Source organism: Acidovorax sp. T1 (genome assembly GCF_002176815.1).
GTDB lineage: Bacteria > Pseudomonadota > Gammaproteobacteria > Burkholderiales > Burkholderiaceae_C > Acidovorax.
In genome coordinates this window covers 835,215-859,296 of the sequence record NZ_CP021648.1, presented here as the reverse complement: position 1 = coordinate 859,296, position 24,082 = coordinate 835,215, and the positions used below count along the sequence as shown (strand labels likewise).

Below are 24,082 nucleotides of genomic sequence, written 5' to 3'. Positions count from 1 at the left end.
GCCGCTGTGGCGCATTAAAGGGGATTCACTTGGAGGAGACAGGGGCAAGGGCGGGGTCGGAAGGAGCGACCACGCCCATCGAAATGATGTATTTGAGCGCGGCGTCCACGCTCATGTCGAGCTCGACGCAATCGCTCTTGCGCACCATCACAAAATACCCGCCGGTGGGATTGGGGGTGGTGGGCACGTACACGCTGACAAACTCATCGCGCAGGTACGCCGCCACTTCGCCGTTGGGCGTGCCCGTGACAAAGGCCACGGTCCAGACCCCGTCGCGCGGCCATTGCACCAGCACGGCGGTGCGAAAGGCGTTGCCGCTTTCAGAGAACAGCGTGTCGGAAACCTGCTTGACGCTCGAATAAATAGAGCGCACCACCGGGATGCGGCTGACCAGGCTGTCGCCCAGCTGCACCAACTTGCGCCCGGCAAAGTTGCTGGCCGTAGCACCCACCACCAGCAGGATCAGCAGGGTCAGCAGCACGCCAAAGCCTGGGATGTGAAAGCCCAACAGCTTGTCGGGTTGCCAGGCGCCCGGCAGGATTTGCAGGGTCTGGTCGAGCGTGCCCACGATCCAGTTGAGCACCGCAATGGTGATCACCCCCGGAACAATCACCAGCAAGCCGGTGAACAACCATTTGCGCAAGGCGGACATGGATGGGCTCAGTCTGAAGAAGCGGCGCTGGCGCCAGTGGTGGCCGGGGCTGCGGCCACCTTCGTGGCGGCGCCGGTATCGGCTGCGGCAGGCGCGGAAGCCTGGGTGCTTGCAGCTCCCGGGCCGTCGCCCTTGGCGTCAGTGGCAGGGGCAGAACTGCCGCCGTTGCCGCCACGAAAATCCGTCACATACCAGCCAGAGCCCTTGAGCTGAAACCCTGCAGCAGTCACCTGCTTGGTGAAGGCTTCGGCGCCACAAGCGGGGCACACCGTGAGCTGAGGGTCGGAGATTTTTTGCAGCACATCCTTGGCATGGCCACAGGAGCCGCATTTGTAGGCGTAAATAGGCATGACGAAAGTGTTGGGAAGAAGTGCAAAAACCTTCAATTATAGGCGGCTGCCCTGCCTTCAACACCCCGGCCTCATTCCACGCCCACCATGCGATGGTGCCCGGCATGGTGGTTGCCAATCGCCTGGGGGCCCAGCGAGCCCGCCAGCATGCCCACCAGTGCCGCCAGCAAGCCGGCCAGTTGCGCCGGAAACACCTGGCCCGCCGGAGTTGCCAGAAACAACACCCAGGTCAACAAGCCCAGCACGATGGCAAACACCGCCCCCTGGGTGGTGGCCCGCTTCCAATACAGGCCAAACACCAGCGGCACAAAGGCGCCGACCAAGGGCACCTGGTAGGCGCCCGAGACCAGTTCATAGATGGAAGTGCCCTCCATGCGAATCGCATAGGCCAGCACCAGGCCGCTGAACACCAGCGTGGTGATGCGCATGGTGCGCAAATGCTGCTGGTCGGAGGCATGCGGACGGAACTGGCGCCAGATGTTCTCGGTAAACGTCACGCTGGGCGCCAGCAAGGTGGCCGATGCCGTGGACTTGAGCGCCGACAGCAGCGCGCCAAAAAAGAGCACCTGCATGACAAACGGCATCTTCTCCAGCACCAGCGTGGGCAGCACTTTTTGCGGATCGTCCTTGAGCAGCGCTGCCGTTTCCGTGGGCATGATGATGAGCGCGCTGGCCACCAGAAACATCGGCACAAAGGCAAACAGGATGTAGCAAATGCCGCCAATCACCGGCCCGCGCGTGGCGGCCTGGATGTTGTTGGCCGACATGACGCGCTGAAACACATCCTGCTGAGGAATCGAGCCAAACATCATCGTGATGGCCGCCGCGATGAAGAACACGATGTCGTGGAATTTCGGCTCTGGCAGAAAGCGGAACAGTTCACGGCTGGAGGCCAGTTCGATGACCTTGCCAGCCCCGCCGGCCATGTTGCCCGCAAACACGGCGATCAGCGTCAGCCCCACCACCAGGATGATCATCTGGATGAAGTCCGTCACAGCCACTGACCACATGCCGCCAAACAGCGTGTACGCCAGGATGGAAACCACCCCGATCACCATGCCCACGGGAATGCTGATGGCACCGCCCGACAGCAGGTTGAACACCAGCCCCAAGGCGGTGACCTGGGCCGAAACCCAGCCCAGGTAGCTCAGCATGATGATCAGCGAACACACCACCTCTACCACGCGGCCGTAGCGCTCGCGGTAGTAGTCGCTGATGGTCAGCAGCGTCATGCGGTAGAGCTTGCCCGCAAAGAACAGGCCCACCAGAATCAGGCAAAACCCCGCGCCGAACGGGTCTTCGACCACATTACCCAGCCCGCCCTCGATGAACTTGGCCGGAATCCCCAGCACCGTCTCCGAACCAAACCAGGTGGCAAACGTGGTGGTGACGATCATGTACAGCGGCAGGTGCCGCCCGGCAATCGCAAAATCGGCGGCATTCTTGACCCGCTTGGCGGCAACCAGGCCAATGGCGATGGTAATCAACAGATAGACGATAACCAGGGTCAACAGCACGGCATGCTCCTTGATGTCGCGAAAAGCAGGAAAAAAGAGAAAAAACCCGGCCCAGCCGGCGTCAGAAGAGCCGGACCCTGACCATCAGCTGCATCACCAGCAGGCCCAGCACAAAGCCCAGCCCCCCATAAATGATGCTTTGCAACAGGCGATTGGTGCGCTTTTGCGCCTCCAGCAACTCACGCAGGGCACTTTGCGACTCCGCAGGCCGCCGGCTCAGATAGTCATACAGCAGGCGCGGCAGCTCGGGCAAGAGCTTGGCATAGTGCGGCGCCTCGGCCCGCAGCTCACGCCACAGGCGTTGCGGGCCCATCTGCTCCAGCATCCACTTTTCGAGGAAGGGCTTGGCCGTGCTCCAGAGGTCGAGCTCCGGGTCGAGCTGGCGGCCCAGGCCTTCGATGTTGAGCAGGGTCTTTTGCAGCAGCACCAGTTGCGGCTGGATTTCGACCTGGAAGCGCCGCGACGTCTGGAACAGGCGCATCAGCACCATGCCCAGCGATATTTCCTTGAGCGGACGGTCGAAATAGGGTTCGCACACGGCGCGGATCGCCGATTCGAGGTCGTTGACGCGGGTTTCCGGGGGCACCCAGCCGCTTTCGATGTGCAGCTCGGCCACGCGCTTGTAGTCGCGCCGAAAAAAGGCCACAAAATTTTGCGCCAGGTATTCCTTGTCCACTTCAGTGAGCGTGCCCACGATGCCGAAATCGAGCGAGATATAGCGCCCAAAGGTAGCCGACTCCAGGCTCACCTGGATGTTGCCCGGGTGCATGTCGGCATGAAAGAAGCCGTCGCGGAACACCTGGGTGAAAAAGATCGTGACGCCATCGCGCGCCAGTTTCGGGATGTCCACCCCCGCTTCGCGCAGGCGCTCAATCTGGCTGATGGGCACGCCGTTCATGCGCTGCATCACCATGACCTCGGGGTGGCAGAAATCCCAGTAGATTTCCGGAATCAGCACCAGGTCCAGCCCCTGCATGTTGCGGCGCAGCTGCGCGGCGTTGGCGGCCTCGCGCACCAGGTCCAGTTCATCGTGCAGGTAGTTGTCGAATTCGGCCACCACCTCGCGCGGCTTGAGGCGCTTGCCATCGGCCGACAGGTTCTCCAGCCACCCGGCCATCATGCGCATGAGGCTCAGGTCTTTTTCGATCACCGGCAGCATGCCCGGGCGCAGCACCTTGACGGCCACTTCGCGCTCCACGCCGCCCCGGTCGCGCAAGGTGGCGAAATGCACCTGCGCAATCGAGGCACTGGCCACCGGCACGCGGTCGAACGCAACAAACACTTCGCCCACCGGGCGGCGGAATGCGCGCTCGATGGTGGCAATGGCGATATCCGGATCAAACGGAGGCACGCGGTCTTGCAGCCGCGCCAGCTCGTCGGCCATGTCGGCGGGCAGCAGGTCGCGCCGGGTCGAGAGCACCTGGCCAAACTTGACAAAGATGGGCCCGAGTTGCTCCAGCGCCTCGCGCAGGCGCTGGCCGCGCGGCGCCTCCAGATTGCGGCCGACCGAAAGAACGCGTGACAGCAGGCGCAGCCAGGGTTTCTGGAAGCTGTCCAGCACCAGGCCATCCAGCCCATACCTGAACACCACCCAGACAATGGTGGCACCCCGCAGAAAACGCTTCATGGAGCAGTCCGGTCGGCAGTGCCCGACGGTGATGCTGGCGCAACAGGGGCCGCTGGCGGGGCAGCAGCCGGCACCGGGGCAGCATCGGCCGATGCCATGCGCGTGCCCACGAACTGGCGCAACGCCTGCGCCGCCTTGCGCACCACCTGGCCCAGCGTGTGCGCGGGCGCGTCGCCAATCACGCGGGCAACGTCTTCTTCCAGGTCCCAGCGGACATGGTCGACCAGCCAGTTGATCTCGGCCGCCAGTTGCACATCGCCCTCAATGCGGATCGCCGGCTTGTCACCCCTCAGGGCAACACTTGCCAGCGCCAGTGGAGAGGTTTCGGTGACTTCCAGCTGCAGATCCGGCGCCGCGCCTTCAGGCGCCACGTTGAACAGGCCCGCTGGCGTGATCAGCAAGGCCATTGAGTAGGAGCGCCACTGCACACGTGCCACGCGGCCGCGCTGGCGCACCAGGCGGTCCATGGCTTCCTTCTCCTGCATCAACACATGGTTGAGAAACAGGACCAGGCGCTGCTGCACCTCGTGCACCAGCCACTGCGGTGGCTGCGGGCCGGCGGCCACGCGGTCAAGAAGACCATCCAGAAATGAAAAAGGGGACTGTGTTGCCATAGTCCCCGATTATTCCCTGAACGGGATGGCCCTGCCGCTTTACTGCAGTGCTTGCACGCCCGCCACCAGCCAGCCGCTGTTGCCCGTCTTGGCCTTGGTCATGTTCCAGACCTCGCGGAAGGGGCTGGGCCCGGCCGAAAGTTCTTCGCGGATCATGCCCGAGAACTCCACGCTGGCCATGTAGCCGTCGTCCAGCTCTTCGATGCCCAGCAGTTGCGCCTCGATCATGACCACATCGGTGTGATTGGGCTGATCGCCGCGGTGCGATTCGCGCTCGGTCAGCTGCGTGCGAATTTCTTCGAGCATGCTGTCGGTCAGCATCGAACGCAGCGTGGCGAGGTCGGAGCGGTCCCAAGCGGCCTGCAGCGTGACGAAATTGCGCTTGGCCGCCGTGAGGAAGCCTTCGGCGTCAAACCCTTGCGGAATGCCCCAGTTCTGCGAGCCCGACAGGCCCGAGCCAATCATCGTGCCCGCGCCCTGTTGCTGGCGCGATGCATCAAACGCCATGCCGCTGCGCTCCCACGGGCGCGCCGAAGCATCGTTGCCCACGTTGGCGGGGCTGTATTGACGGGGAACCTGCGCAGCCTCTGGCGTAGCGGCGCCCGCGCCCTGAAAGGCGAAAGGCGCACCGCCCGCCGCCGCAAGGCGGTTGTTGCCGCCGCTGCGCGCGCGCATCACCAGCTTGAAGATGGCAAACGCGGCCATCGCCAGCAGCACGACCATCAAAATATTGCCAAACCCTTCGCCCAGGCCCAGCGAGCTGGCCAGCCAGGCAAGACCCAGACCGGCAGCCAGGCCGCCCAGCATGGCGCCCCAAGGCTTCTTGGCCGCTGCGGCAGGCGCTGCGGCGGCAGCAGGCTTGGCCGCCGCTGCGTTGGTCGCCGTCTGCGCCGGAGCGCCCGGCGTTGCAGGCGGCGTGGCCGCGTCACGCTGCGTGACGTTGCTGGACTGCTTGCCCACCGACTTGCCACCACCCATGCGCCGGGCATCCGCATCGGCATGCGCAAACGCCAGCATCGCCACCAACACCACAGACCACAGTTTCATCATGATTTCTCCGTCTCCGTTAATCCACTTTGAGCGAAACGCTCACTCAGCACTTGATTCCAACATGCAAGGCCACAATGCCCCCCGTCATGTTGTGATAGTCCACATGCCCAAAGCCATTTTTCTGCATGAGGCTTTTGAGCTCTTCCTGCCCCGGATGCATGCGAATCGACTCGGCCAGATAGCGGTAGCTGGCATCGTCGCCCGCCACCAGCTTGCCCAGCTGCGGCAGCACCTTGAACGAATACCAGTCATACATCTTCGTCAGCGGCTTGGCCACTTTCGAAAACTCCAGCACCAGCAGCTTGCCGCCGGGCTTGAGCACCCGGCACATCTCGGCAATCGCCTGGTCCTTGTGCGTCATGTTGCGCAGGCCAAAGGCCACGCTCACCACGTCAAAGTGCGCGTCGGGGAACGGCAGCTTTTCGGCATCGCACACCAGCGTGGGCAGCACCACGCCGGCGTCGATCAGGCGGTCGCGCCCCACGCGCAGCATGGCTTCGTTGATATCGGTGTGCACCACACGGCCCGATGCGCCCACCTTTTTGGAAAACGCCAGCGCCAGGTCGCCCGTGCCGCCCGCAATGTCGAGCACCTGGCTGCCCTCGCGCAGGTTGGCCACCATCACGGTGTAGGCCTTCCAGGCACGGTGCAGGCCCACCGACATGAGGTCGTTCATCACGTCGTATTTGGAGGCGACAGAGTCGAACACACCGCGCACGCGGCCTGCCTTTTCCTGCTCGTCCACCGACTGAAAACCGAAATGCGTAGTACTCATAAGAATCATGCTAGGCGCCTTGGCGCCAGAGGTACAGCGACAACCCCGCATGGGCTTGGGGCATCTGTCGCAATTTGAACGAAGCTATTTGAATGAAAACAGCCGCTAGCGCTTATACACATTGAGCCAAAAGCTATATATTCAATAGCACATTGAACCACCGGGGCAGCGGGCAAATTCTGCGCTTGGCCCGGCATGCGCCCCGCCAGCCACCTCAGTGGCTGCCGCAGGCGTGGCCCCCTGCCCCACCTTTGGGCGCCATGGGCGCATCGCGGTCGGCACCGGCAGCGGCCAGCCGCTCGGTGTACTGCGCCCACAGCGCATCCTGCTGCTGGCCCAGTTCATAAAGGTAATCCCAGGTGAAGATGCCGCTTTCGTGGCCGTCCGAGAACGTGGGCTTGACGGCATAGTTGCCCACCGGCTCCAGGTTGACCAGCGCCACATTGCGCTTGCCCGTCTGCAGCACCTCCTGCCCCGGGCCATGGCCCTGCACCTCGGCCGAGGGCGAATACACGCGCATCAGCTCAAACGGAATGCGGAACGTGGCGCCATCGGAAAACGCCACCTCAAGCACGCGCGACGCCTCATGCACCGTGAGTGCCTGCGGCGTGGGCGCACCCGCTTTCAAACCTGCCATGGATTCACCTGTAGAAAAACGATTGTCAAAACAGCCGCCATTGTCCCACCGCGCCCGTGGCTGCCAGACCCGACAGGCGCCAGCCTTGCCGCGCCAAGGGCTACAGCGCATCGAGCAGGTTGAGCAGCATCGGCACCGTGTGGATGAGAACCTCTAAAAACCGCCGTTTTCAGCCCGCCACTGACTCAAGCGGTTTGGAATCTTCAGGGTTGCCCGTTTTGTGAGCAATTCCATCTCTTTTTGGGGCTTTTTGTGCCTCGTTTCTCACGCATTCGCCCCTTGCAGGCGCACCTCGGTCTTTGATGGCCTGTTCCTGTAGAACGCATCCACCCCGTCATCAAGGAACTTCGCCAGGCGCTTGATGTTGTAGCACGCTGCCATCATGGTCATGGCCACCGTGGCGCGCGCCTGGCCAATGGTGCGAATGAGCTTGCCGCCCATGTGGCGCATCTGGGCAAAGGGGTGCTCCACCCGGGCCATGGTTTTTGCAATGCGCTTGTTGCGGCCCCTTCTGGCATTCGCTCAAAGGCTGGCCTGCCTTGGCCTTGCGCTGGATGTGCTCGCGATAACCCAGGGCCTTGAGCATCTCATTGCGCTGTGCGCTGGGGTAGCCCCGGTCGGCATAGACGTCGCGACTGGTGTTGTGTTCATCAAGCACTTCATCAAAGTGCGTGCTGTCGTGCTCGCTGGCCGTGCCGGTGGTGATCTTGCGGATGAACTTGTGGCGCACATCCACGCTGATGCTCAGCTTGTAGCCGTGGTAGGCCTTGCCGTGCTTCTTGGTGTGGGTGGCGTCCAGGTCTTTCTGCCTGCGTTTGGCCTCGTTCCAATCGGCAGGAATGTTGCCTTGTTCGAGCTGGGCCTTGTCTTGCTTGGTCAAGTGCCGGATGGGAGCAGGCACCAGGGTGGCGTCGATGATCTGTCCGCACCGTGCCATGTAGCCGCGCTGCAGCAACTGGCCGTCCACCGCCTGAAACAGGGCTGTGACGCCATCCACGCCCAGGCGCTGCTGGTAATGCCAGATGGTGTTGCGATCGGGAATGTTGGCACTGTCAGTGAGCAGGCAAAAGCGCTGGTAGCTCATGCGGTCAAGCAGTTGGTATTCCATCTGCTCATCGCTGAGGTTGTAGAGATACTTCAGGATCAGAATGCGCACCATGACCGCAGTGGGGTATGGCGGGCGGGCGCCCTTGCTGGCATCCCCTCTGGGCAGCAGCTCATCAACGACCTGCGTCAGGTGGTCAAAGTCGATGTGCTGGGCAATGACCTGCAGTGGATCGCCCAGCGTTTCGATCTTGTGCTTGCGCGCTGCATCAGCGAAGAGGTCGAACTTGATGGCGCTGCGGGCTTGGGGCTTGCTCATCGGGTGGGCGGATTCAAAAGTGAAGTGCAACACCAACCTGTAAGGTCCGCAGATGCCAACCACTTCCTCGCACTATCACCAGCTTCAGCCTGAAGACCGTGTCACCATCGCCAGCCTGAGGCAGCAGAACCACAGCGTACGAGCAATTGCCCGGCAACTGCACCGCTCCCCGGTGACCATCAGCCGCGAACTGGAGCGCAATGCATCTTCATCTGGCTATGGCAGCGCACATGCCCAGTGCCAGCCCCTGCAGACGGATTTGCCCCAGGCTGCGCAGTCGCGTGCCGGGGCTGGTGCCGTCGCTGGATTGTCGGATTTACAACGCCACCTTTATTAGCCTATCGACCGGCTGCCACTCAAGCCACCCCCGCAAAGTGTGATCGCGGCAGCATCCAGCGGCCGGGCTGGCCGGGCTGGCCGGGCTGGCCGGGAAGTTCGATGAAACCGAAGTGCGCATAAAACGCGGCAGCTTGGGGGGATTTGGCATCCACCACCAGGGCGGCCACTGCCAGCGTTTGGCTGGCGGCAAGCACGCGCTGGCATGCATCTGCCAACAGAATGGCGCCGAGCCCCTGCCCTTGGCACTGGTGGCTTACGGCCAAGCGGCCCAGCAATGCCACTGGCACCGGATAGCGCGCAAGCCTCTTGCGCCATTTTTCGGGCAGCGTTTGTGCGGCGATGCTGGCTGCGCTGAGGGTGTAGAAGCCCGCCACCGCCTGTGGCTGCTGGGCAGGTGAGGCCACAAAAACCCGCGCCACACCACGCTTGATGTCCTGGCTGGCATAGCGTTGCAGGTATTCGTCGAGCGCTTTCTCGCCACACGCGAAGTCAGCCGTTTGCACGTCGGCGTCCAGCGGGCGAATGCGGTAGGCCATTGGCTGTTTACTGCACTTGCTTGGCGTGGCGCTGGAACGCGCGCTGCAATGCCGGGTTGGCTGGGGCCGGCGCATCCAGCGCGTCCAAAAATGCAGCGAAATCGTTTTGCGACAAGGTGATGGCCTCATGCGCCTGCACGACCGACTGGGCTTGCTCGACCGCGTTCCTGAGCACAAATTCGGACACGCTCATATGGGCATACGCCGCTGCCTTGTCGAGCAGGCGGCGAATCTCCTGGTCGCAGCGGATGTGCAAACGGGTGTCTTTGGCAAGGGTCGGCATGGCGAACTCCTGTTGTTTACTTGATTCATTGTGTGCCACTTGTGCGCACAAAGTCAAACCAACAAAATCCCCTGCCCGAAAAGCTTCGACGCAAGTTGCCGCCAACGACAACACCACCACCACGGCGCCTGCAGTGCGCGACCTGAAACAAATGCGGCAACACCAGGAGCAGGCCGTCGTCAGCCCAAAGACGCCCGCAACTGCGCCTCCAGCGCGGGCAGGCGCGCGCGCAGGGCGTCTTCTTTCGCCGCATCGCGCGGGCGTTGGGCCGCCGCCCACACGGGCGCCGGAAAGTGGCTGTCCCAGTCAAAGCGCGCAATCACATGCCAGTGCAGGTGCGCCACCATGTTGCCCAGGGCTGCGATGTTGACCTTGGTGGGCGACAGGTGCTGGCGCAGCGCCTGCTCCACCAGGGTCACTGCCTCCATGCATTCAATGCGCTCGGCGGCTGACAGGTCCGAAAACTCGGCCACATGGGCGTTCCAGACGACGCGGTAAAACGCCGGAAAGCCCGCCTCGTCGGCACGGATCACGCGCAGCTTTTCGCCGCGCCAGACCAGCTGGCCGCCGTCTTGCGCGCACAGCGGGCAGTCCATCAGACCAGCACCCGCTCGATGCCGCCGTTGTTGGCGCGGTGCACGTAGTCGGGCATCCAGTTCTCACCCAGAATCTCGCGCGCCATTTCGACCACGATGTAGTCGGCTTCGAGCAAACCGTTTTGCAGGTCGCCTTCGTAGCGGTTCAGGCCCTGCAGGCAGCTGGGGCAGCTGGTGAGGATCTTGACGTTGTCCTGCGCGGCCACGGCGCCGCTCTCGCGCAGCTGGGCTTCGCCCTTCTTGATTTCTTCTTCCTTGCGAAAGCGCACCTGCGTGGACACATCCGGGCGCGTTACGCCCAGCGTGCCCGATTCGCCGCAGCAGCGCTCGCTTTTCAGCACCTGCTCGCCCACCAGCGCCTTCACGGTCTTCATCGAGTCCTGCAGCTTCATGGGGTTGTGGCAGGGCTCGTGGTAAAGATACGCGCCCTTGCCTTGCAGCGTGATGCCCTTTTCGAGCAAATACTCGTGGATGTCGATGATGCGGCTGCCGGGGAAGATCTTGTCGAACTCGTAGCCCTGCAGCTGGTCGTAGCAGGTGCCGCAGCTCACCACCACGGTCTTGATGTCCAGGTAGTTCAGCGTGTTGGCCACGCGGTGAAAGAGCACCCGGTTGTCGGTGATCATCTTCTCGGCCTTGTCAAACTGGCCGCTGCCGCGCTGGGGGTAGCCGCAGCACAAATAGCCCGGCGGCAGCACGGTTTGCACGCCCGCGTGCCACAGCATGGCCTGCGTGGCCAGGCCGACCTGGCTGAACAGGCGCTCCGATCCACAACCCGGAAAGTAAAACACCGCCTCCGTCTCGGCCGTGGTGGCCTGCGGGTTGCGGATGATGGGCACGTAGTCCTTGTCCTCGATGTCGAGCAAGGCGCGCGCCGTCTGCTTGGGCAAACCACCCGGCAGCTTCTTGTTGATGAAGTGAATCACCTGCTCCTTGATGGGCGCGGTGCCCACCGTGGCTGGCGGCTTGGCGGTCTGCTTGCGGCCCACCTTGCGCAGCAAGTCCACGGCCATGCGCTGGGCCTTGAAGCCCACGCCCACCATGGCTGTGCGCAGCAGCTTGATGGTGTCGGGGTTGGTGGCGTTGAGCATGGTCATGGCCAGCGCGTTGCCGGGGCGGAAGGTCTTTTTGCCCATCTTGCGCAGCAGGTTGCGCATGTTCATGGTGACGTCGCCAAAGTCGATCTTCACCGGGCAGGGGCTTTCGCACTTGTGGCACACGGTGCAGTGGTCGGCCACGTCTTCAAACTCTTGCCAGTGCTTGATGCTCACGCCCCGGCGCGTCTGCTCTTCGTACAAAAACGCCTCAACCAGCAGCGAGGTGGCCAAAATTTTGTTGCGCGGGCTGTAGAGCAAATTGGCGCGCGGCACATGGGTGGAACACACGGGTTTGCACTTGCCGCAGCGCAGGCAATCTTTGACGCTGTCGGCAATGGCGCCGATATCGCTCTGCTGCATGATCAGCGACTCGTGGCCCATCAGGCCGAAGCTGGGCGTGTAGGCGTTGGTCAAATCGGCGTGCAGCAAGGGTTTTGAAGCCAAATTGGGCTCTAGCGCTTGTCCACCAAGCGCTGGCAGCTCCTGATTTCGGAGCAATTTGCCTTTGTTGAAGCGCCCTTCCGGATCGACCTTGCGCTTGTAGTCGGCAAAGGGTTGCAGCTCTGCGTCGGTCAAAAACTCCAGCTTGGTGATGCCGATGCCGTGCTCGCCCGAGATCACGCCGTCCAGGCTGCGCGCCAGCACCATGATGCGTTCGACCGCCTGGTGCGCGGTTTGCAGCATTTCGTAGTCGTCGCTGTTGACCGGCAGGTTGGTGTGCACGTTGCCATCGCCCGCGTGCATGTGCAGAGCCACCCACACGCGGCCCTTGAGCACGCGCTTGTGGATGGCGGTGGCTTCATCCAGGATGGGCTGGAACGCCGCACCCGCAAAGATGCCTTGCAGCGGCGCGCGCAGCTGGGTCTTCCAGCTGGCGCGCAGGGTGTGGTCCTGCAACTGCGGGAACAGGGTTTCAACGCCCTGCAGCCAGCCCGACCACAGCGCGCGCACCTCGGCCACCAGCGCAATGGCCTGGGCCACGCGGTCTTCCAGCAGCTCGGCCGACGGAATCTCGTTGGCGTCGTCGTGCTTGCCCAGCGGCAGGTTGCCACGCTCGAAAAAGTCGGTGAGCGCGTCGCACAGCTTGATCTTGTTGCGCAGGGAGAGCTCGATGTTGATGCGCTCGATGCCGTCGGTGTATTCGGCCATGCGCGGCAGCGGGATCACCACGTCTTCGTTGATCTTGAAGGCGTTGGTGTGGCGGCTGATGGCGGCCGTGCGCTTGCGGTCGAGCCAGAATTTCTTGCGCGCCTCGGGGCTGATGGCGACAAAGCCTTCGCCGCTGCGCGAGTTGGCAATGCGCACCACCTCGCTGGTCACGCGCGCCACGTCGTCGGCGTTGTCGCCCGCGATGTCGCCAAACAACACCATCTTGGGCAGGCCGCCGCCGTGCTTCTTGCTCTTGGTGGCGTAGCCCACGGCTTTCAGGTAGCGGTCGTCCAGGTGCTCCAGGCCCGCCAGCAACACGCCGCTGCGCTTTTGCTCGGCGAACATGAAGTCTTTGATTTCCACGATGGAAGGCACGGCATTCTTGGCGTTGCCAAAGAACTCCAGGCACACGGTGCGCGTGTGCTCGGGCATGCGGTGCACCACCCAGCGCGCGCTGGTGATGAGGCCGTCGCAGCCTTCCTTCTGGATGCCGGGCAGGCCGCTGAGGAACTTGTCCGTCACGTCCTTGCCCAGGCCCTCTTTGCGGAAGGTCTTGCCCGGAATGGCCAGGCGCTCGGTGCGCACCGGCGTCTTGCCATCGGCTTCGAAATACTGCAGCTCGAAGGTGGCGGTTTCCACGTCATGGATCTTGCCCATGTTGTGGTCCAGCCGCGTCACCTCCAGCCACTGCGCCTCGGGCGTCACCATGCGCCAGCTGGCCAGGTTGTCCAGCGCCGTGCCCCACAGCACGGCCTTTTTGCCGCCCGCGTTCATGGCGATGTTGCCGCCAATGCAGCTGGCTTCGGCGCTGGTCGGGTCCACGGCAAACACAAAGCCCGCGCGCTCGGCCGCGTCGGCCACGCGCTGGGTGACCACGCCGGCTTCGGTCCAGACCGTGCCCACCTCGCGGTCCATGCCCGGCAGGCGGCGCATTTCCACCTCGGTCATGGCTTCGAGCTTTTCGGTGTTGATGACCACGCTTTTCCACGTCAGCGGAATCGCGCCGCCGGTGTAGCCCGTGCCGCCCCCGCGCGGGATGATGGTCAGACCAAGCTCGATGCAGCCCTTGACCAGGTGCGCCATTTCGGCCTCGGTGTCAGGCGTCAGCACCACAAAGGGGTATTCGACGCGCCAGTCGGTGGCGTCGGTGACGTGGCTCACGCGCGAGAGGCCGTCAAACTTGATGTTGTCCTTGGCCGTGAGGCGCCCCAGCGTGCGCTGGATCTGGCGGCGCAGCGTGGCGGCCTGCTCGAACGTGGCATCAAACTCGGCCACCGCGCGGCGCGCGGCCTGCGCCAGCTCGCCCACCAAGAGGTCGCGCTCGGCGTCGTCGGCGGGGGTGCGGCGCTTGTCGATCTCGCCCAGGCGGTGGTTCAAGGCATCGACCAGCAGCTTGCGGCGGGCGGGGTTGTCCAGCAGGTCATCCTGCAAGTAGGGGTTGCGCTGCACCACCCAGATATCGCCCAGCACTTCATACAGCATGCGGGCAGAGCGGCCGGTGCGGCGCTCGTTGCGCAGCTGGTCGAGCAGCTCCCAGGCGGGCGCGCCCAGCAGGCGGATCACGATCTCCCGGTCGGAGAACGAGGTGTAGTTGTAGGGAATTTCGCGCAGACGGACAGGCTCGGCAGCCTGCGTCTGCAGGGCAGCCAACGCAATCGGAACATTCATGGGATCAACCTGGGTGGACGCAGCGCGCCCTTGGGCCTTGGGGTCGGAATTTTATGCCACCGCCTCCGGGTGCGCCGCCCGGCGCTGAACGCCGGGGCGGCCCCCAAGGCAGTGAATGCGGATTTTTATAACAAATCAGGCCGCAGCGCTTTACCAGTAAGCGCCGTCAGCTATCTTTACAGGAGCAAACTTAAAACAGCACACGGCTGCGCAGGGTGCCGGGCACATGTGCCAGCTTGTCGAGCGCCAGGTCGGACGACGCAGCGTCGATATCGATCACCACATAGCCGATCTTCTCGTTGGTCTGCAGATACTGGGCCGCAATGTTGATCTGGTTGTCCGAGAAGATGCGGTTGATCTCGGACAGCACGCCCGGCACGTTGCGGTGGATGTGCAGCAAGCGGTGCTTGCCGGGGTGCGCGGGCAAAGCCACCTCGGGGAAGTTGACCGACGAGGTGCTGGTGCCGTTGTCGCTGTACTTCACCAGCTTTTCGGCCACTTCCAGCCCAATATTGGCCTGCGCCTCCATGGTGGAGCCGCCGATGTGGGGCGTCAGGATGACGTTGTCCAGGCCACGCAGGGGCGACAAAAACTCGTCCTTGTTGGTGCGCGGCTCGACCGGGAACACGTCGATGGCGGCGCCCAGCAGCTTTTTGGCCTTGAGCGCTGCGGCCAGCGGCTCGATCTGCACCACCGTGCCGCGCGCCGCGTTGATGAGGATGCCACCGGGCTTCATGGCGGCAATTTCGGCCGCGCCGATCATCCATTGGGTGGACGGCAGCTCGGGCACATGCAGGCTCACGATGTCGCTCTGGCCCAGCAGGTCGTGCAGGCGCTGCACCTGGCGCGCATTGCCCAGCGGCAGCTTGTTGACCACGTCAAAAAATGCCACATGCATGCCCAGCGCCTCGGCCAGCACCGACAGCTGGGTGCCGATGGAGCCATAGCCCACGATGCCCAGCGTCTTGCCACGGATCTCGTAGGCGTTGTCGGCCGACTTGAGCCAGCCGCCGCGGTGCGCCGCCGCGTTTTTCTCGGGGATGCCGCGCAGCAGCAAAATGGCCTCGGCCAGCACCAGCTCGGCCACGGATCGGGTGTTGGAATACGGGGCGTTGAAAACGGCAATGCCGCGCTCGCGCGCCGCGCTCAGGTCCACCTGGTTGGTGCCGATGCAAAAGCAGCCCACGGCCACCAGCTTGGGCGCGTGGGCAAACACGTCTTCGGTCAGCTGCGTGCGCGAGCGGATGCCCACGAAGTGCGCGTCGGCGATCTTGCGTTGGAGTTCCTCATCAGGCAGTGCGCCTGCGATGGCCTCGATTTGCGAATAACCGGCGGCGCGGATGACATCCAGCGCAGAGGGGTGTATGCCCTCGAGCAACAGGAATTTGATCTTGCTTTTGTCCAGGGAAGTGGTGGCCATGGCGGATGAAAAAAGGGTAAAAACCTGGCTTGCACATGCACACGACAGTGCAATCCATCAAGTTTGCAGCATGATGCATTGCAGCAAAAATCGCCACACGCTCCGCAATGGCCTTGACGCCATCCGTGAATTGACGGCAGTTGGTTTATGACCGTCACACTTTCGCCGCGCCTTGCAGCGCGCGGTTTCGTCGCAGCGGGTTTCCCCGGTTGCTGGGGAGAAAAGCCTGTGCGACAACGACACGCCACAGACACAAAAGTCGCCTAGCATCGCCCCTTTTGTGTCATCGTCCTCTTGGAGAAGTGTTCATGCAACTCAAGCACCTGGCCCTGTCTGCCGCCCTTGCCACCACCGTGTGCGTCTCTGCGCAAGCCCAAACTGAAATCCAGTGGTGGCATTCGATGACGGCCGTGAACAACGAGTGGGTCAACGACCTGGCCAAACAGTTCAACGAGCGCCAGAAGGAATACAAGGTCGTGCCCACCTTCAAGGGCGCTTATGACGAAAGCATGACGGCCGCCATTGCCGCCTTCCGCTCGGGCAATGCCCCGCACATCCTGCAGGTGTTTGAAGTGGGCACGGCGACCATGATGGCCTCCAAGGGCGCCACGGTGCCCGTGGGCAAGGTGATGACGGACGCCGGTGCCGACTTCAACCCCGGCAGCTACATCCCCGCCGTGGCCGCCTATTACACGGCCCCCAACGGCCAGATGATGAGTTTCCCGTTCAACAGCTCGACCACCATCTTTTATTACAACAAGGACGCCTTCAAGAAAGCCGGCCTGAACGCCGACAAGGCCCCTGCCACCTGGCCCGAAGTCTTTGAAGCCGCCAAGAAGCTCAAGGCCAGCGGCCACAGCTGCCCCATGACGCTGGCCTGGATGGGCTGGACGCAACTGGAGTCGTTCTCGGCCTGGCACAACGTCGAATTTGCCACCGAAAAAAATGGCCTGAGCCCGAACGGCTACAAGGCGCGCATGAAGATCAATTCGCCCCTGCACGTCAAGCACATCAACAACCTGGCTCAAGCAGCCAAGGCGGGCGAGTTTGTCTACAAGGGCCGCGGCTCGGCGGCCCAGGCATCGTTCACCTCGGGTGAGTGCGCCATGATCCAGACATCTTCGGGCTTCTACGGCGACGTGGCCAAGAACGCCAAGTTCGCCTACGGCCTGGCTCCGCTGCCCTACTACCCCGACGTGAAGGGCGCCCCACAAAACACCGTGATCGGCGGCGCCTCGCTGTGGGTCATGGCCGGCAAGAAGGCCGAAGAGTACAAGGGCGTGGCCAAGTTCTTCGAGTTCCTGTCCGATACCAAGGTGCAGGCCGCCAGCCACCAGCGCACCGGCTACCTGCCCATCACCATGGGCGCGTATGAGCTGACCGACAAGTCCGGCTTTTACGCCAAGCACCCCGGCACCGATGTGGCCGTGAACCAGATGGTGCGCAAGGTAACTGACAACTCCCGCGGCATCCGCCTGGGCAATTACGTGCAGATCCGCACCATTGAGGACGAAGAGATGGAACAGGTCTGGGCCGGCAAGAAGTCGGCCAAGGAAGCCCTGGACTCCATCGTGACCCGTGGCAACGAGCTGCTGGCCCGCTTCGAGCGCTCGTACAAGAAGTAAGCTGCGGCATCCTGTGACAGGCAAGGCGTTCCCATGAGCGCCCCTGCTTTGATCGGCGGCCCCTGCCTGGGGGCCGCTTTTTGTTTTTTCGTCAGTGCAGCAACGCTGCACCGGCGGTTTATCTGGTTGTGAACGTCATGGAAAAACGCGTACTTTTCCGCTCGGCGTGGCTGCCCTGGGTGCTGATGGCCCCGCAGTTGCTCATCATTGGTGTGTTTTTCTTCCTGCCTGCCGGACAGGCCATCCTGCAGTCATTCCTGATGGAAGACGCCTTCGGCATGAGCACCGAGTGGGTGGGGCTGGACAACTTCCGGCAGATTTTCAACGACCCGTCCTACCTCCACTCCTTCCAGCGCACCGCCCTGTTCTCGGTGCTGGTGGCGGGCATTGGCATCGTGGTGTCGCTGGTGCTGGCCATCTTTGCCGACCGCATCGTGCGCTTTGCGATGGTCTACAAAACCCTGCTCATCGTGCCCTACGCGGTGGCGCCAGTGATCGCCGGAGTGCTGTGGGTGTTTCTGTTCTCGCCCTCGCTCGGCGTGGCGAGCCATTACCTGGGCCGGCTGGGTTACGGCTGGAACCATGTGATGAACGAACATCAGGCGATGGCACTGATCGTGATTGCCTCGGTATGGAAGCAGATCTCCTACAACTTCCTGTTCTTCCTGGCGGGCCTGCAATCCATCCCCAAGGCGCTGATCGAGGCCGCCTCCATTGACGGCGCGGGCCCCTGGAGGCGCTTTTGGCACATCCAGCTGCCGCTGCTGTCGCCCACCACCTTCTTTTTGCTGGTGATCAACATCGTGTATGCCTTCTTCGACACCTTCGGCATCATCGACGCGGCCACACAGGGCGGGCCGGGCCAGTCCACCTCCATCCTGGTCTACAAGGTGTACCAGGACGGCTTCAAAGCGCTGGACCTGGGTGGCTCGGCGGCGCAGTCGGTGATTTTGATGCTCATCGTCATCGCGCTGACCGTGGTGCAGTTCCGTTATGTCGAAAAGAAAGTTCAATACTGAATATGGAACACCCCCCTGAGTCGCTTCGCGCCTTCCCCCCGCTCTCGCATTGCTGCGCAATGCGGGCAGGGGGACGCAGCCCTCGCTACGGGGCGGCCCTTGCTCGGCTGCCCTGGCCTGGGGCGCGCCAGTTTCATGCGGCGCGGTTAATGCGCAGCATCGTGGAAAGCCAAAATGATTGATCGCAACCCCTGGCTCGACTTTGTTTCGCACGCCGTGCTGCTGCTGGGCGTGGCCATCGTGGCCTTTCCGCTGTACCTGGCGCTGGTAGCCTCCACGCACACGGCCGCTGACATCGTGCAGTCGCCCATGCCGCTGCTGCCGGGCGTGCATACGTGGGACAACTACCAGGCCGCGCTGTTCGGCTCGGGCAAGCTGGGCTCCAACACCAACGTGGTGCACATGATGTGGGTGAGCTTCGTGGTGGCCATGGTCATCACCGTGGGCAAGATCGCCATCTCGCTGCTGTCGGCGTTTGCCATCGTGTACTTCCGCTTTCCGTTCAAGATGCTGTGCTTCTGGGCCATCTTCGTGACGCTGATGCTGCCCGTGGAGGTGCGCATCCTGCCCACCTACAAGGTGGTGGCAGACCTGGGGCTGCTCAACAGCTACGCCGGCCTGACGCTGCCGCTCATCGCCTCGGCCACGGCCACCTTTTTGTTTCGCCAATTCTTTTTGACGGTGCCCGACGAGCTGGTGGAGGCCGCGCGCATGGACGGCGCCGGCCCCATGCGCTTTTTCATCGACGTGCTGGTGCCGCTGTCGCGCACCTCGATTGCGGCGCTGTTCGTGATCCAGTTCATCTATGGCTGGAACCAGTACCTGTGGCCCCTGCTCATGACCACGTCGGAAGACATGTACCCGGTGGTGATCGGCATCAAGCGCATGCTGGCTGGCGGCGAGGCCGCCGTGGACTGGAACATCGTCATGGCCACCGCCATCATCGCCATGCTGCCACCCACGGCCGTCGTCATCCTGATGCAGAAATGGTTCGTCAAAGGCTTGGTCGATACCGAAAAATAAGCATAAAAACCACCTGCAGCGCATATATATAAAGCGCAAGCAGCTATCAAACAAATAGCAAAATCAGATAGCAAATATGGCATCCCTCACCCTCAGCAACGTCGTCAAGCACTACGGCAGCGGCAAGCACGCGGTGCCCGTGATCCACGGCGTCAACGCCGACATCCAGGACGGCGAATTCATCGTCATCGTCGGCCCCTCGGGCTGCGGCAAATCCACGCTGCTGCGCATGGTGGCCGGGCTGGAAGAGATCACCGGCGGCACCATCGCCATCGGCGAGCGCGTGGTCAACAACCTGGAGCCCGCCAAGCGCGACATCGCCATGGTGTTCCAGAACTACGCGCTGTACCCGCACATGAGCGTGTTCGACAACATGGCTTATGGCCTGAAGATCGCCAAGGTGCCCAAGGATGAGATCAAGACGCGCGTGGACAAAGCCGCCGCGATCCTGGAACTCGGCCATCTGCTCGAACGCAAGCCGCGCGCGCTCTCGGGCGGCCAGCGCCAGCGCGTGGCCATGGGCCGCGCCATCGTGCGCCAGCCCCAGGTGTTTTTGTTTGACGAGCCCTTGTCCAACCTCGACGCCAAGCTGCGCGCCCAGACCCGCATCGAAATCCAGAAGCTGCACCGCGAACTGGGCATCACCAGCCTGTTCGTCACGCACGACCAGGTCGAGGCCATGACCCTGGCCCAGCGCATGATCGTCATGAACGCGGGCGTGATGGAACAGTTCGGCACGCCCGAAGAGGTCTATCACACGCCGGCATCGGTTTTTGTGGCCAGCTTCATCGGCTCGCCGCCCATGAACCTGTTGCGCCATGCGCCCAACAGCAAGCCCGGCACCATTTTGGGCATTCGCCCCGAGCACCTGGACATCACCGCCACCGGCTGGGAGGCGCGCGTGGACACGGTCGAACTGCTGGGCGCCGAGCGCCTGGTGTACGCCACCATGGGCGGCGACAGCCTGATCGTGCGCATCGACGAGGGCAGCGCCTCGCCCAAGGCGGGCGACACCATCCACGTCACGCCGCGCGAGAACCGCCTGCACTGGTTTGACGCCCAGACCAGCAAACGCCTCTGACCGGCCCCAACCGATGACCCACCTGACCAACCCCTGGCCTTATCCCCGCTGGATCGCCCACCGCGGCGCCGGCAAGTTGGCGCCCGAGAACACCATGGCTGCCTTTCGGCTGGGGGCGCACCATGGCTACCGCATGTTCGAGTGCGACGCCAAGCTGAGCGCCGATGGCGTGCTGTTCCTGCTGCACGATGCCACGCTGCAGCGCACCACCAACGGCCACGGCACGGGCGGCGACCTGCCCTGGCATACCCTGTCGCAGCTCGATGCCGGCAGCTGGCATTCGCGCGCCTACGCGGGCGAAAGCATGCCCACGCTGGAGGCGCTGGCGCGCTGGTGCCTGGCCAACCACTTCTGCCTGAATGTGGAAATCAAGCCCACGCCCGGCACCGAAGCCGCCACCGGCCGCGCCGTGGGCGAGCTGCTGGCCCGCATCTGGCCCGCCACGGCCGTGCCGCCTTTGCTGACCTCGTTCCAGCCAGACGCACTGGCGGCGGCCCAGGCCGCCGCGCCCCAGCTGCCGCGCGGCCTGCTGATCGACACACTGCAGCCAGGCTACCTCGACCTGGCGCAACAACTGGGCTGCCAGGCGCTGGTGTGCAACCATGCGCTGTGGAATGCCGCACTGGTGCAACAGGTCCACGCACTCGGTCTGCGCGCCCTGAGCTACACGGTGAACGACGAATGGGCCGCCCAGCGCCTGATCGATCTGGGCACCGACGGCATCATCACCGACCGCGTCGATCTGTTCAGCGCGGCCTGAGCTCCTCAACCCCGCCAGCCGCGCACCAGCACCCACTGGCAACTGGCGCAGGCCAGCACCAGCGCCGCATAGGTCAGCATCTTGCCGTCGCGGCCCAGCACCACGAGCCCGGCCACCAGCACCGCGCAGCCCACTGCAAAATTAATAGCTAGTTGCGCTTTCCACGAAAGGGCTAACGCCCCTTTTGAGCGAATAAATCGCCCGCCCAGCACCAGCAGCAGGGCCAGCGCCGCTGCGGGCGCCATGAAATTCATAGCGTGGAGGAGAACGTCCAGAGGACCCATAAAACGTGACCCAGATCAAGACTTGGGCAGACACGGTGCCCGATGCAGCGAACAATTTTATAATCGCGGTCTATGGCAGTCTGGGCCCTCGGCATCAACCACACCACCGCGCCGCTCGATCTGCGTGGCCGGTTTGCGTTTGCGCTCGACCAGATTGCGCCCACGTTGCAGGGTTTGCGCCAGTCGCTGGGCAACTCTGCAGGCGGTGCCAGCCGCCACCCTGGGGTGGAGACGGCCATCATCTCCACCTGCAACCGCACCGAAATTTACTGCGCCGGCGACCAGCCCGCCATGGACCACACGCTGGGCTGGCTGGCGCAAAGCGGCGGCGTGAGCCCCGCGCTGCTGCGCTCGCACTCCTACACCCTCGAAGACAGCCTGGTGGCGCGCCACGCCTTTCGCGTGGCCAGCGGGCTCGATTCGATGGTGCTGGGCGAGGCCCAGATTCTGGGCCAGATGAAAGATGCCGTGCGCGCCGCCGAGACGGCCGGCGCCCTGGGCACCACGCTCAACCAGCTGTTCCAGCGCAGCTTTGCGGTGGCCAAAGAGGTGCGCACCAGCACCGAAATCGGCGCCCACAGCATCAGCATGGCCGCCGCCGCCGTGCGCTTGGCCAGCCAGCTGTTTGAAGACCTCTCCAAGATCCGCGTGCTGTTCGTCGGCGCGGGCGAAATGATTGAGCTGTGCGCCACGCACTTCGCGGCCAAGAACCCCAAGCAAATCGCGATTGCCAACCGCACGCTGGAGCGCGGCGAAAAGCTCGCCACCCGTTTTGGCGGCGAGGTGATGCGCCTGGCCGACCTGCCCGAGCGCCTGCACGAGTTCGACGCCGTCATCAGCTGCACCGCCAGCAGCCTGCCCATCATCGGCCTGGGCGCCGTGGAGCGTGCCCTCAAGAAGCGCCGCCACCGCCCCATCTTCATGGTCGATCTGGCCGTGCCGCGCGACATCGAGCCGGAGGTCAAGGCCCTGGGCGATGTCTACCTGTACACCGTGGACGACCTGGCCAGCGTGGTGCAGACCGCGCAGGCCAACCGCCAGGCCGCCGTGGCGCAGGCCGAGGCCATCATCGACGCCGGCGTGCAAAGCTTCATGCACTGGATGGAGCTGCGCAGCCCTGCCGGCACATTGGGCGCGGCAGGCGGCGTGGTGCCCCTGATCCAGCAGATCAACGCCCAGACCGACGAATGGCGCGCCCTGGAGATTGCGCGCGCCAAAAAACTGCTGGCCAAGGGCGAGGATGTGGATGCCGTGCTGGAGGCCCTCTCGCGCGGTCTCACGCAAAAGATGCTGCACGGCACCATGGCCGAGTTGCGGGCGGGCGACGCCGACATGCGCGCCCAGACGGCGCAGACCGTCTCGCGCCTGTTCCTGCGCTCGCAAAGCAAGACTGGCTTGTAGCGGCGCCCGCCCGCTCATGCCCGCACCGGTTTCAAGCCAAATCGGCCCCCAGCGCTTTATCCATAAGCGCTTCAAGCTACAAATAAAGTAGCAATTATTTTCCCCTCCCGCATGAAACCTTTTCTCCGAAGCCAGCTGGAACGCTACGCGCAGCGTCTGGGCGAACTGGACTTTCTGCTCTCGCGCGAAGACATCATGGCCGACATGGCGCAATACCGCGTGCTGTCGCGCGAGCATGCCGAGGTCACCCAGGTGGCAGGCCGCTATGCGCGCTTTGTGCAGCGCGAGGCCGACCTGGTCGGCGCGCGCGAGATGCTGGCCGACCCGGATATGGCGGAAATGGCGCAGGAAGAAATCACCACGGCCGAGGCCGAGCTGCTGCAGCTCGAAGATGAACTGCAGCGCCTGCTGCTGCCCAAAGACCCCGACGACGCGCGCAACGCGTTTGTCGAAATCCGCGCCGGCACGGGCGGCGACGAATCGGCGCTGTTTGCGGGCGACCTCACGCGCATGTACATGCGCTACGCCGACCGCGTGGGCTGGAAGGTGGAAGTGGTCAGCGAGAACGCGGCCGAGCTGGGCGGCTACAAGGAAATCGTGCTGCGCATCGAAGGGGACCATGTCTATGGCGCACTGAAGTTCGAATCGGGCGGCCACCGCGTGCAGCGCGTGCCCGCCACCGAAACCCAGGGCCGCATCCACACCAGCGCCTGCACCGTGGCCGTGATGCCCGAGCCCGACGAGACCGAGGCCATCAAGCTCAACCCGGCCGACCTGCGCATCGACACCTTCCGCGCCAGCGGCGCCGGTGGCCAGCACATCAACAAAACCGATTCGGCCGTGCGCGTGGTGCACTTGCCCACCGGCATCGTGGCCGAGTGCCAGGACGGCCGCAGCCAGCACAGCAACAAGGCCAAGGCGCTGCAGGTGCTGCAGGCGCGCATTCAAGAGAAAGAACGCAGCGAGCGCGCCGCCAAGGAGGCCGCGCTGCGCAAGGGCCTGATCGGCAGTGGCGACCGCAGCGACCGCATCCGCACCTACAACTTCCCGCAAGGGCGCCTGACCGACCACCGCATCAACCTCACGCTCTACAAGCTGCAATACGTGATGGATGGCGACCTGGCCGAGGTGCTGCAAGCCCTGGCGCATGCGCGCGAGGCCGAGCAGCTCGAAGAGTTGGAGATGGGCGCCGCCGTCTGAGCCCCAAAAAATTTGA

The 24,082-nt window shown here is 63.6% G+C and carries 22 protein-coding genes and 2 pseudogenes; 9 read left to right on the top strand and 15 right to left on the bottom strand.

All coding sequences use genetic code 11. The annotated features are described in order from the left end of the window. Window positions 1–25: 25 nt before the first annotated feature. The 9 genes and pseudogenes from CCX87_RS04120 to CCX87_RS04080 form a co-directional block, all read right to left on the bottom strand. Window positions 26–652, bottom strand: coding sequence for a DUF502 domain-containing protein (locus tag CCX87_RS04120; RefSeq protein WP_087743982.1), 627 nt, complete (start codon window positions 650–652; stop codon window positions 26–28). Window positions 653–660: 8 nt separating this feature from the next. Continuing rightward, window positions 661–1,002 carry an FmdB family zinc ribbon protein gene (locus tag CCX87_RS04115; protein WP_087743980.1) on the bottom strand — a complete coding sequence of 114 codons (342 nt, stop codon included), beginning with the start codon at window positions 1,000–1,002 and terminating at the stop codon, window positions 661–663. Window positions 1,003–1,073: 71 nt separating this feature from the next. After that, on the bottom strand, window positions 1,074–2,519 hold the full coding sequence (locus CCX87_RS04110; RefSeq protein WP_087743978.1) for a sodium:solute symporter family protein: 1,446 nt from the start codon (window positions 2,517–2,519) through the stop codon (window positions 1,074–1,076). Between the two features lie 61 nt (window positions 2,520–2,580). Then, a complete protein-coding gene (gene ubiB, locus CCX87_RS04105) occupies window positions 2,581–4,146 on the bottom strand; it encodes a ubiquinone biosynthesis regulatory protein kinase UbiB (protein ID WP_087743976.1) in 1,566 nt (521 codons plus the stop codon). Further along, window positions 4,143–4,760, bottom strand: coding sequence for a hypothetical protein (locus CCX87_RS04100; protein ID WP_087743973.1), 618 nt, complete (start codon window positions 4,758–4,760; stop codon window positions 4,143–4,145). The genes ubiB and CCX87_RS04100 overlap by 4 nt, the downstream gene beginning before the upstream one ends. A 39-nt stretch (window positions 4,761–4,799) precedes the next feature. Further along, the gene (locus tag CCX87_RS04095; RefSeq protein WP_087743971.1) at window positions 4,800–5,810 is read right to left on the bottom strand and encodes a Tim44 domain-containing protein; all 1,011 of its coding nucleotides are present in this window, start codon (window positions 5,808–5,810) and stop codon (window positions 4,800–4,802) included. A 43-nt stretch (window positions 5,811–5,853) separates the two neighbouring features. Next, window positions 5,854–6,585, bottom strand: coding sequence for a bifunctional demethylmenaquinone methyltransferase/2-methoxy-6-polyprenyl-1,4-benzoquinol methylase UbiE (gene ubiE, locus CCX87_RS04090; protein WP_087743968.1), 732 nt, complete (start codon window positions 6,583–6,585; stop codon window positions 5,854–5,856). Window positions 6,586–6,799: 214 nt separating this feature from the next. Beyond that, window positions 6,800–7,222: a gamma-butyrobetaine hydroxylase-like domain-containing protein gene (locus CCX87_RS04085; protein WP_087743965.1), complete on the bottom strand. Its 423-nt coding sequence runs from the start codon at window positions 7,220–7,222 to the stop codon at window positions 6,800–6,802. A gap of 264 nt (window positions 7,223–7,486) precedes the next feature. After that, window positions 7,487–8,585: pseudogene (locus CCX87_RS04080) on the bottom strand (IS5 family transposase). Between the two features lie 52 nt (window positions 8,586–8,637). Here CCX87_RS04080 and CCX87_RS04075 point away from each other — a divergent pair. Further along, window positions 8,638–8,829, top strand: a pseudogene (locus CCX87_RS04075) (helix-turn-helix domain-containing protein); the annotation flags it as partial. Window positions 8,830–8,941: 112 nt separating this feature from the next. On the opposite strand, the gene CCX87_RS04070 reads toward CCX87_RS04075, so the two are convergent. The 5 genes from CCX87_RS04070 to serA form a co-directional block, all read right to left on the bottom strand. Next, complete coding sequence (locus CCX87_RS04070; protein WP_087743963.1) at window positions 8,942–9,460, bottom strand: GNAT family N-acetyltransferase; 519 nt, start codon at window positions 9,458–9,460, stop codon at window positions 8,942–8,944. A 7-nt stretch (window positions 9,461–9,467) separates the two neighbouring features. Further along, on the bottom strand, window positions 9,468–9,743 hold the full coding sequence (locus tag CCX87_RS04065) for a type II toxin-antitoxin system TacA family antitoxin (RefSeq protein WP_087743961.1): 276 nt from the start codon (window positions 9,741–9,743) through the stop codon (window positions 9,468–9,470). Between the two features lie 179 nt (window positions 9,744–9,922). Further along, complete coding sequence (locus CCX87_RS04060; RefSeq protein WP_087743958.1) at window positions 9,923–10,339, bottom strand: HIT family protein; 417 nt, start codon at window positions 10,337–10,339, stop codon at window positions 9,923–9,925. Continuing rightward, complete coding sequence (locus tag CCX87_RS04055; protein ID WP_087743957.1) at window positions 10,339–14,253, bottom strand: DUF3683 domain-containing protein; 3,915 nt, start codon at window positions 14,251–14,253, stop codon at window positions 10,339–10,341. Before CCX87_RS04055 ends, CCX87_RS04060 begins: the two co-directional genes overlap by 1 nt. A 190-nt stretch (window positions 14,254–14,443) precedes the next feature. Beyond that, entirely contained in the window at window positions 14,444–15,673 is a 1,230-nt protein-coding gene (gene serA / locus CCX87_RS04050; RefSeq protein WP_087743955.1) for a phosphoglycerate dehydrogenase, read from the bottom strand. On the opposite strand from serA, the gene CCX87_RS20690 reads away from it, so the two are divergent. The 6 genes from CCX87_RS20690 (at window position 15,672) to ugpQ (ending at window position 21,181) form a co-directional block, all read left to right on the top strand. After that, window positions 15,672–15,824 carry a hypothetical protein gene (locus CCX87_RS20690; RefSeq protein WP_157667103.1) on the top strand — a complete coding sequence of 51 codons (153 nt, stop codon included), beginning with the start codon at window positions 15,672–15,674 and terminating at the stop codon, window positions 15,822–15,824. The two genes, serA and CCX87_RS20690, sit on opposite strands and share 2 nt — an antisense overlap. A gap of 157 nt (window positions 15,825–15,981) precedes the next feature. Beyond that, window positions 15,982–17,298, top strand: coding sequence for a sn-glycerol-3-phosphate ABC transporter substrate-binding protein UgpB (ugpB, locus tag CCX87_RS04045; protein WP_087743953.1), 1,317 nt, complete (start codon window positions 15,982–15,984; stop codon window positions 17,296–17,298). Between the two features lie 137 nt (window positions 17,299–17,435). Next, window positions 17,436–18,317: a sn-glycerol-3-phosphate ABC transporter permease UgpA gene (gene ugpA / locus CCX87_RS04040; RefSeq protein WP_087748167.1), complete on the top strand. Its 882-nt coding sequence runs from the start codon at window positions 17,436–17,438 to the stop codon at window positions 18,315–18,317. Window positions 18,318–18,491: 174 nt separating this feature from the next. Further along, window positions 18,492–19,340: a sn-glycerol-3-phosphate ABC transporter permease UgpE gene (gene ugpE / locus CCX87_RS04035; protein WP_087743951.1), complete on the top strand. Its 849-nt coding sequence runs from the start codon at window positions 18,492–18,494 to the stop codon at window positions 19,338–19,340. A 76-nt stretch (window positions 19,341–19,416) separates the two neighbouring features. Further along, window positions 19,417–20,421 carry a sn-glycerol-3-phosphate import ATP-binding protein UgpC gene (locus CCX87_RS04030; protein WP_087743948.1) on the top strand — a complete coding sequence of 335 codons (1,005 nt, stop codon included), beginning with the start codon at window positions 19,417–19,419 and terminating at the stop codon, window positions 20,419–20,421. Between the two features lie 13 nt (window positions 20,422–20,434). Beyond that, entirely contained in the window at window positions 20,435–21,181 is a 747-nt protein-coding gene (ugpQ, locus tag CCX87_RS04025; protein ID WP_087743946.1) for a glycerophosphodiester phosphodiesterase, read from the top strand. Window positions 21,182–21,186: 5 nt separating this feature from the next. Here the strand turns inward: ugpQ and CCX87_RS04020 are convergent, their stop codons facing one another. Then, complete coding sequence (locus tag CCX87_RS04020) at window positions 21,187–21,465, bottom strand: hypothetical protein (RefSeq protein ID WP_087743944.1); 279 nt, start codon at window positions 21,463–21,465, stop codon at window positions 21,187–21,189. 72 nt (window positions 21,466–21,537) lie between these two features. Between CCX87_RS04020 and hemA the strand changes: the two genes are divergently transcribed. Further along, on the top strand, window positions 21,538–22,866 hold the full coding sequence (gene hemA / locus CCX87_RS04015) for a glutamyl-tRNA reductase (RefSeq protein WP_087743939.1): 1,329 nt from the start codon (window positions 21,538–21,540) through the stop codon (window positions 22,864–22,866). Window positions 22,867–22,977: 111 nt separating this feature from the next. After that, window positions 22,978–24,066, top strand: coding sequence for a peptide chain release factor 1 (prfA, locus tag CCX87_RS04010; protein WP_087743937.1), 1,089 nt, complete (start codon window positions 22,978–22,980; stop codon window positions 24,064–24,066). Window positions 24,067–24,082: the final 16 nt, after the last annotated feature.

Bases quoted from the DNA above. Each gene is read 5' to 3' on its own strand.
- CCX87_RS04120 (WP_087743982.1), bottom strand. From the start codon at position 652: ATGTCCGCCTTGCGCAAATGGTTGTTCACCGGCTTGCTGGTGATTGTT.
- CCX87_RS04115 (WP_087743980.1), bottom strand. From the start codon at position 1,002: ATGCCTATTTACGCCTACAAATGCGGCTCCTGTGGCCATGCCAAGGAT.
- ubiB (WP_087743976.1), bottom strand. From the start codon at position 4,146: ATGAAGCGTTTTCTGCGGGGTGCCACCATTGTCTGGGTGGTGTTCAGG.
- CCX87_RS04100 (WP_087743973.1), bottom strand. From the start codon at position 4,760: ATGGCAACACAGTCCCCTTTTTCATTTCTGGATGGTCTTCTTGACCGC.
- CCX87_RS04095 (WP_087743971.1), bottom strand. From the start codon at position 5,810: ATGATGAAACTGTGGTCTGTGGTGTTGGTGGCGATGCTGGCGTTTGCG.
- ubiE (WP_087743968.1), bottom strand. From the start codon at position 6,585: ATGAGTACTACGCATTTCGGTTTTCAGTCGGTGGACGAGCAGGAAAAG.
- CCX87_RS04085 (WP_087743965.1), bottom strand. From the start codon at position 7,222: ATGGCAGGTTTGAAAGCGGGTGCGCCCACGCCGCAGGCACTCACGGTG.
- CCX87_RS04070 (WP_087743963.1), bottom strand. From the start codon at position 9,460: ATGGCCTACCGCATTCGCCCGCTGGACGCCGACGTGCAAACGGCTGAC.
- CCX87_RS04065 (WP_087743961.1), bottom strand. From the start codon at position 9,743: ATGCCGACCCTTGCCAAAGACACCCGTTTGCACATCCGCTGCGACCAG.
- CCX87_RS04060 (WP_087743958.1), bottom strand. From the start codon at position 10,339: ATGGACTGCCCGCTGTGCGCGCAAGACGGCGGCCAGCTGGTCTGGCGC.
- CCX87_RS04055 (WP_087743957.1), bottom strand. From the start codon at position 14,253: ATGAATGTTCCGATTGCGTTGGCTGCCCTGCAGACGCAGGCTGCCGAG.
- CCX87_RS20690 (WP_157667103.1), top strand. From the start codon at position 15,672: ATGGCGGATGAAAAAAGGGTAAAAACCTGGCTTGCACATGCACACGAC.
- serA (WP_087743955.1), bottom strand. From the start codon at position 15,673: ATGGCCACCACTTCCCTGGACAAAAGCAAGATCAAATTCCTGTTGCTC.
- ugpB (WP_087743953.1), top strand. From the start codon at position 15,982: ATGCAACTCAAGCACCTGGCCCTGTCTGCCGCCCTTGCCACCACCGTG.
- ugpA (WP_087748167.1), top strand. From the start codon at position 17,436: ATGGAAAAACGCGTACTTTTCCGCTCGGCGTGGCTGCCCTGGGTGCTG.
- ugpE (WP_087743951.1), top strand. From the start codon at position 18,492: ATGATTGATCGCAACCCCTGGCTCGACTTTGTTTCGCACGCCGTGCTG.
- CCX87_RS04030 (WP_087743948.1), top strand. From the start codon at position 19,417: ATGGCATCCCTCACCCTCAGCAACGTCGTCAAGCACTACGGCAGCGGC.
- ugpQ (WP_087743946.1), top strand. From the start codon at position 20,435: ATGACCCACCTGACCAACCCCTGGCCTTATCCCCGCTGGATCGCCCAC.
- CCX87_RS04020 (WP_087743944.1), bottom strand. From the start codon at position 21,465: ATGGGTCCTCTGGACGTTCTCCTCCACGCTATGAATTTCATGGCGCCC.
- hemA (WP_087743939.1), top strand. From the start codon at position 21,538: ATGGCAGTCTGGGCCCTCGGCATCAACCACACCACCGCGCCGCTCGAT.
- prfA (WP_087743937.1), top strand. From the start codon at position 22,978: ATGAAACCTTTTCTCCGAAGCCAGCTGGAACGCTACGCGCAGCGTCTG.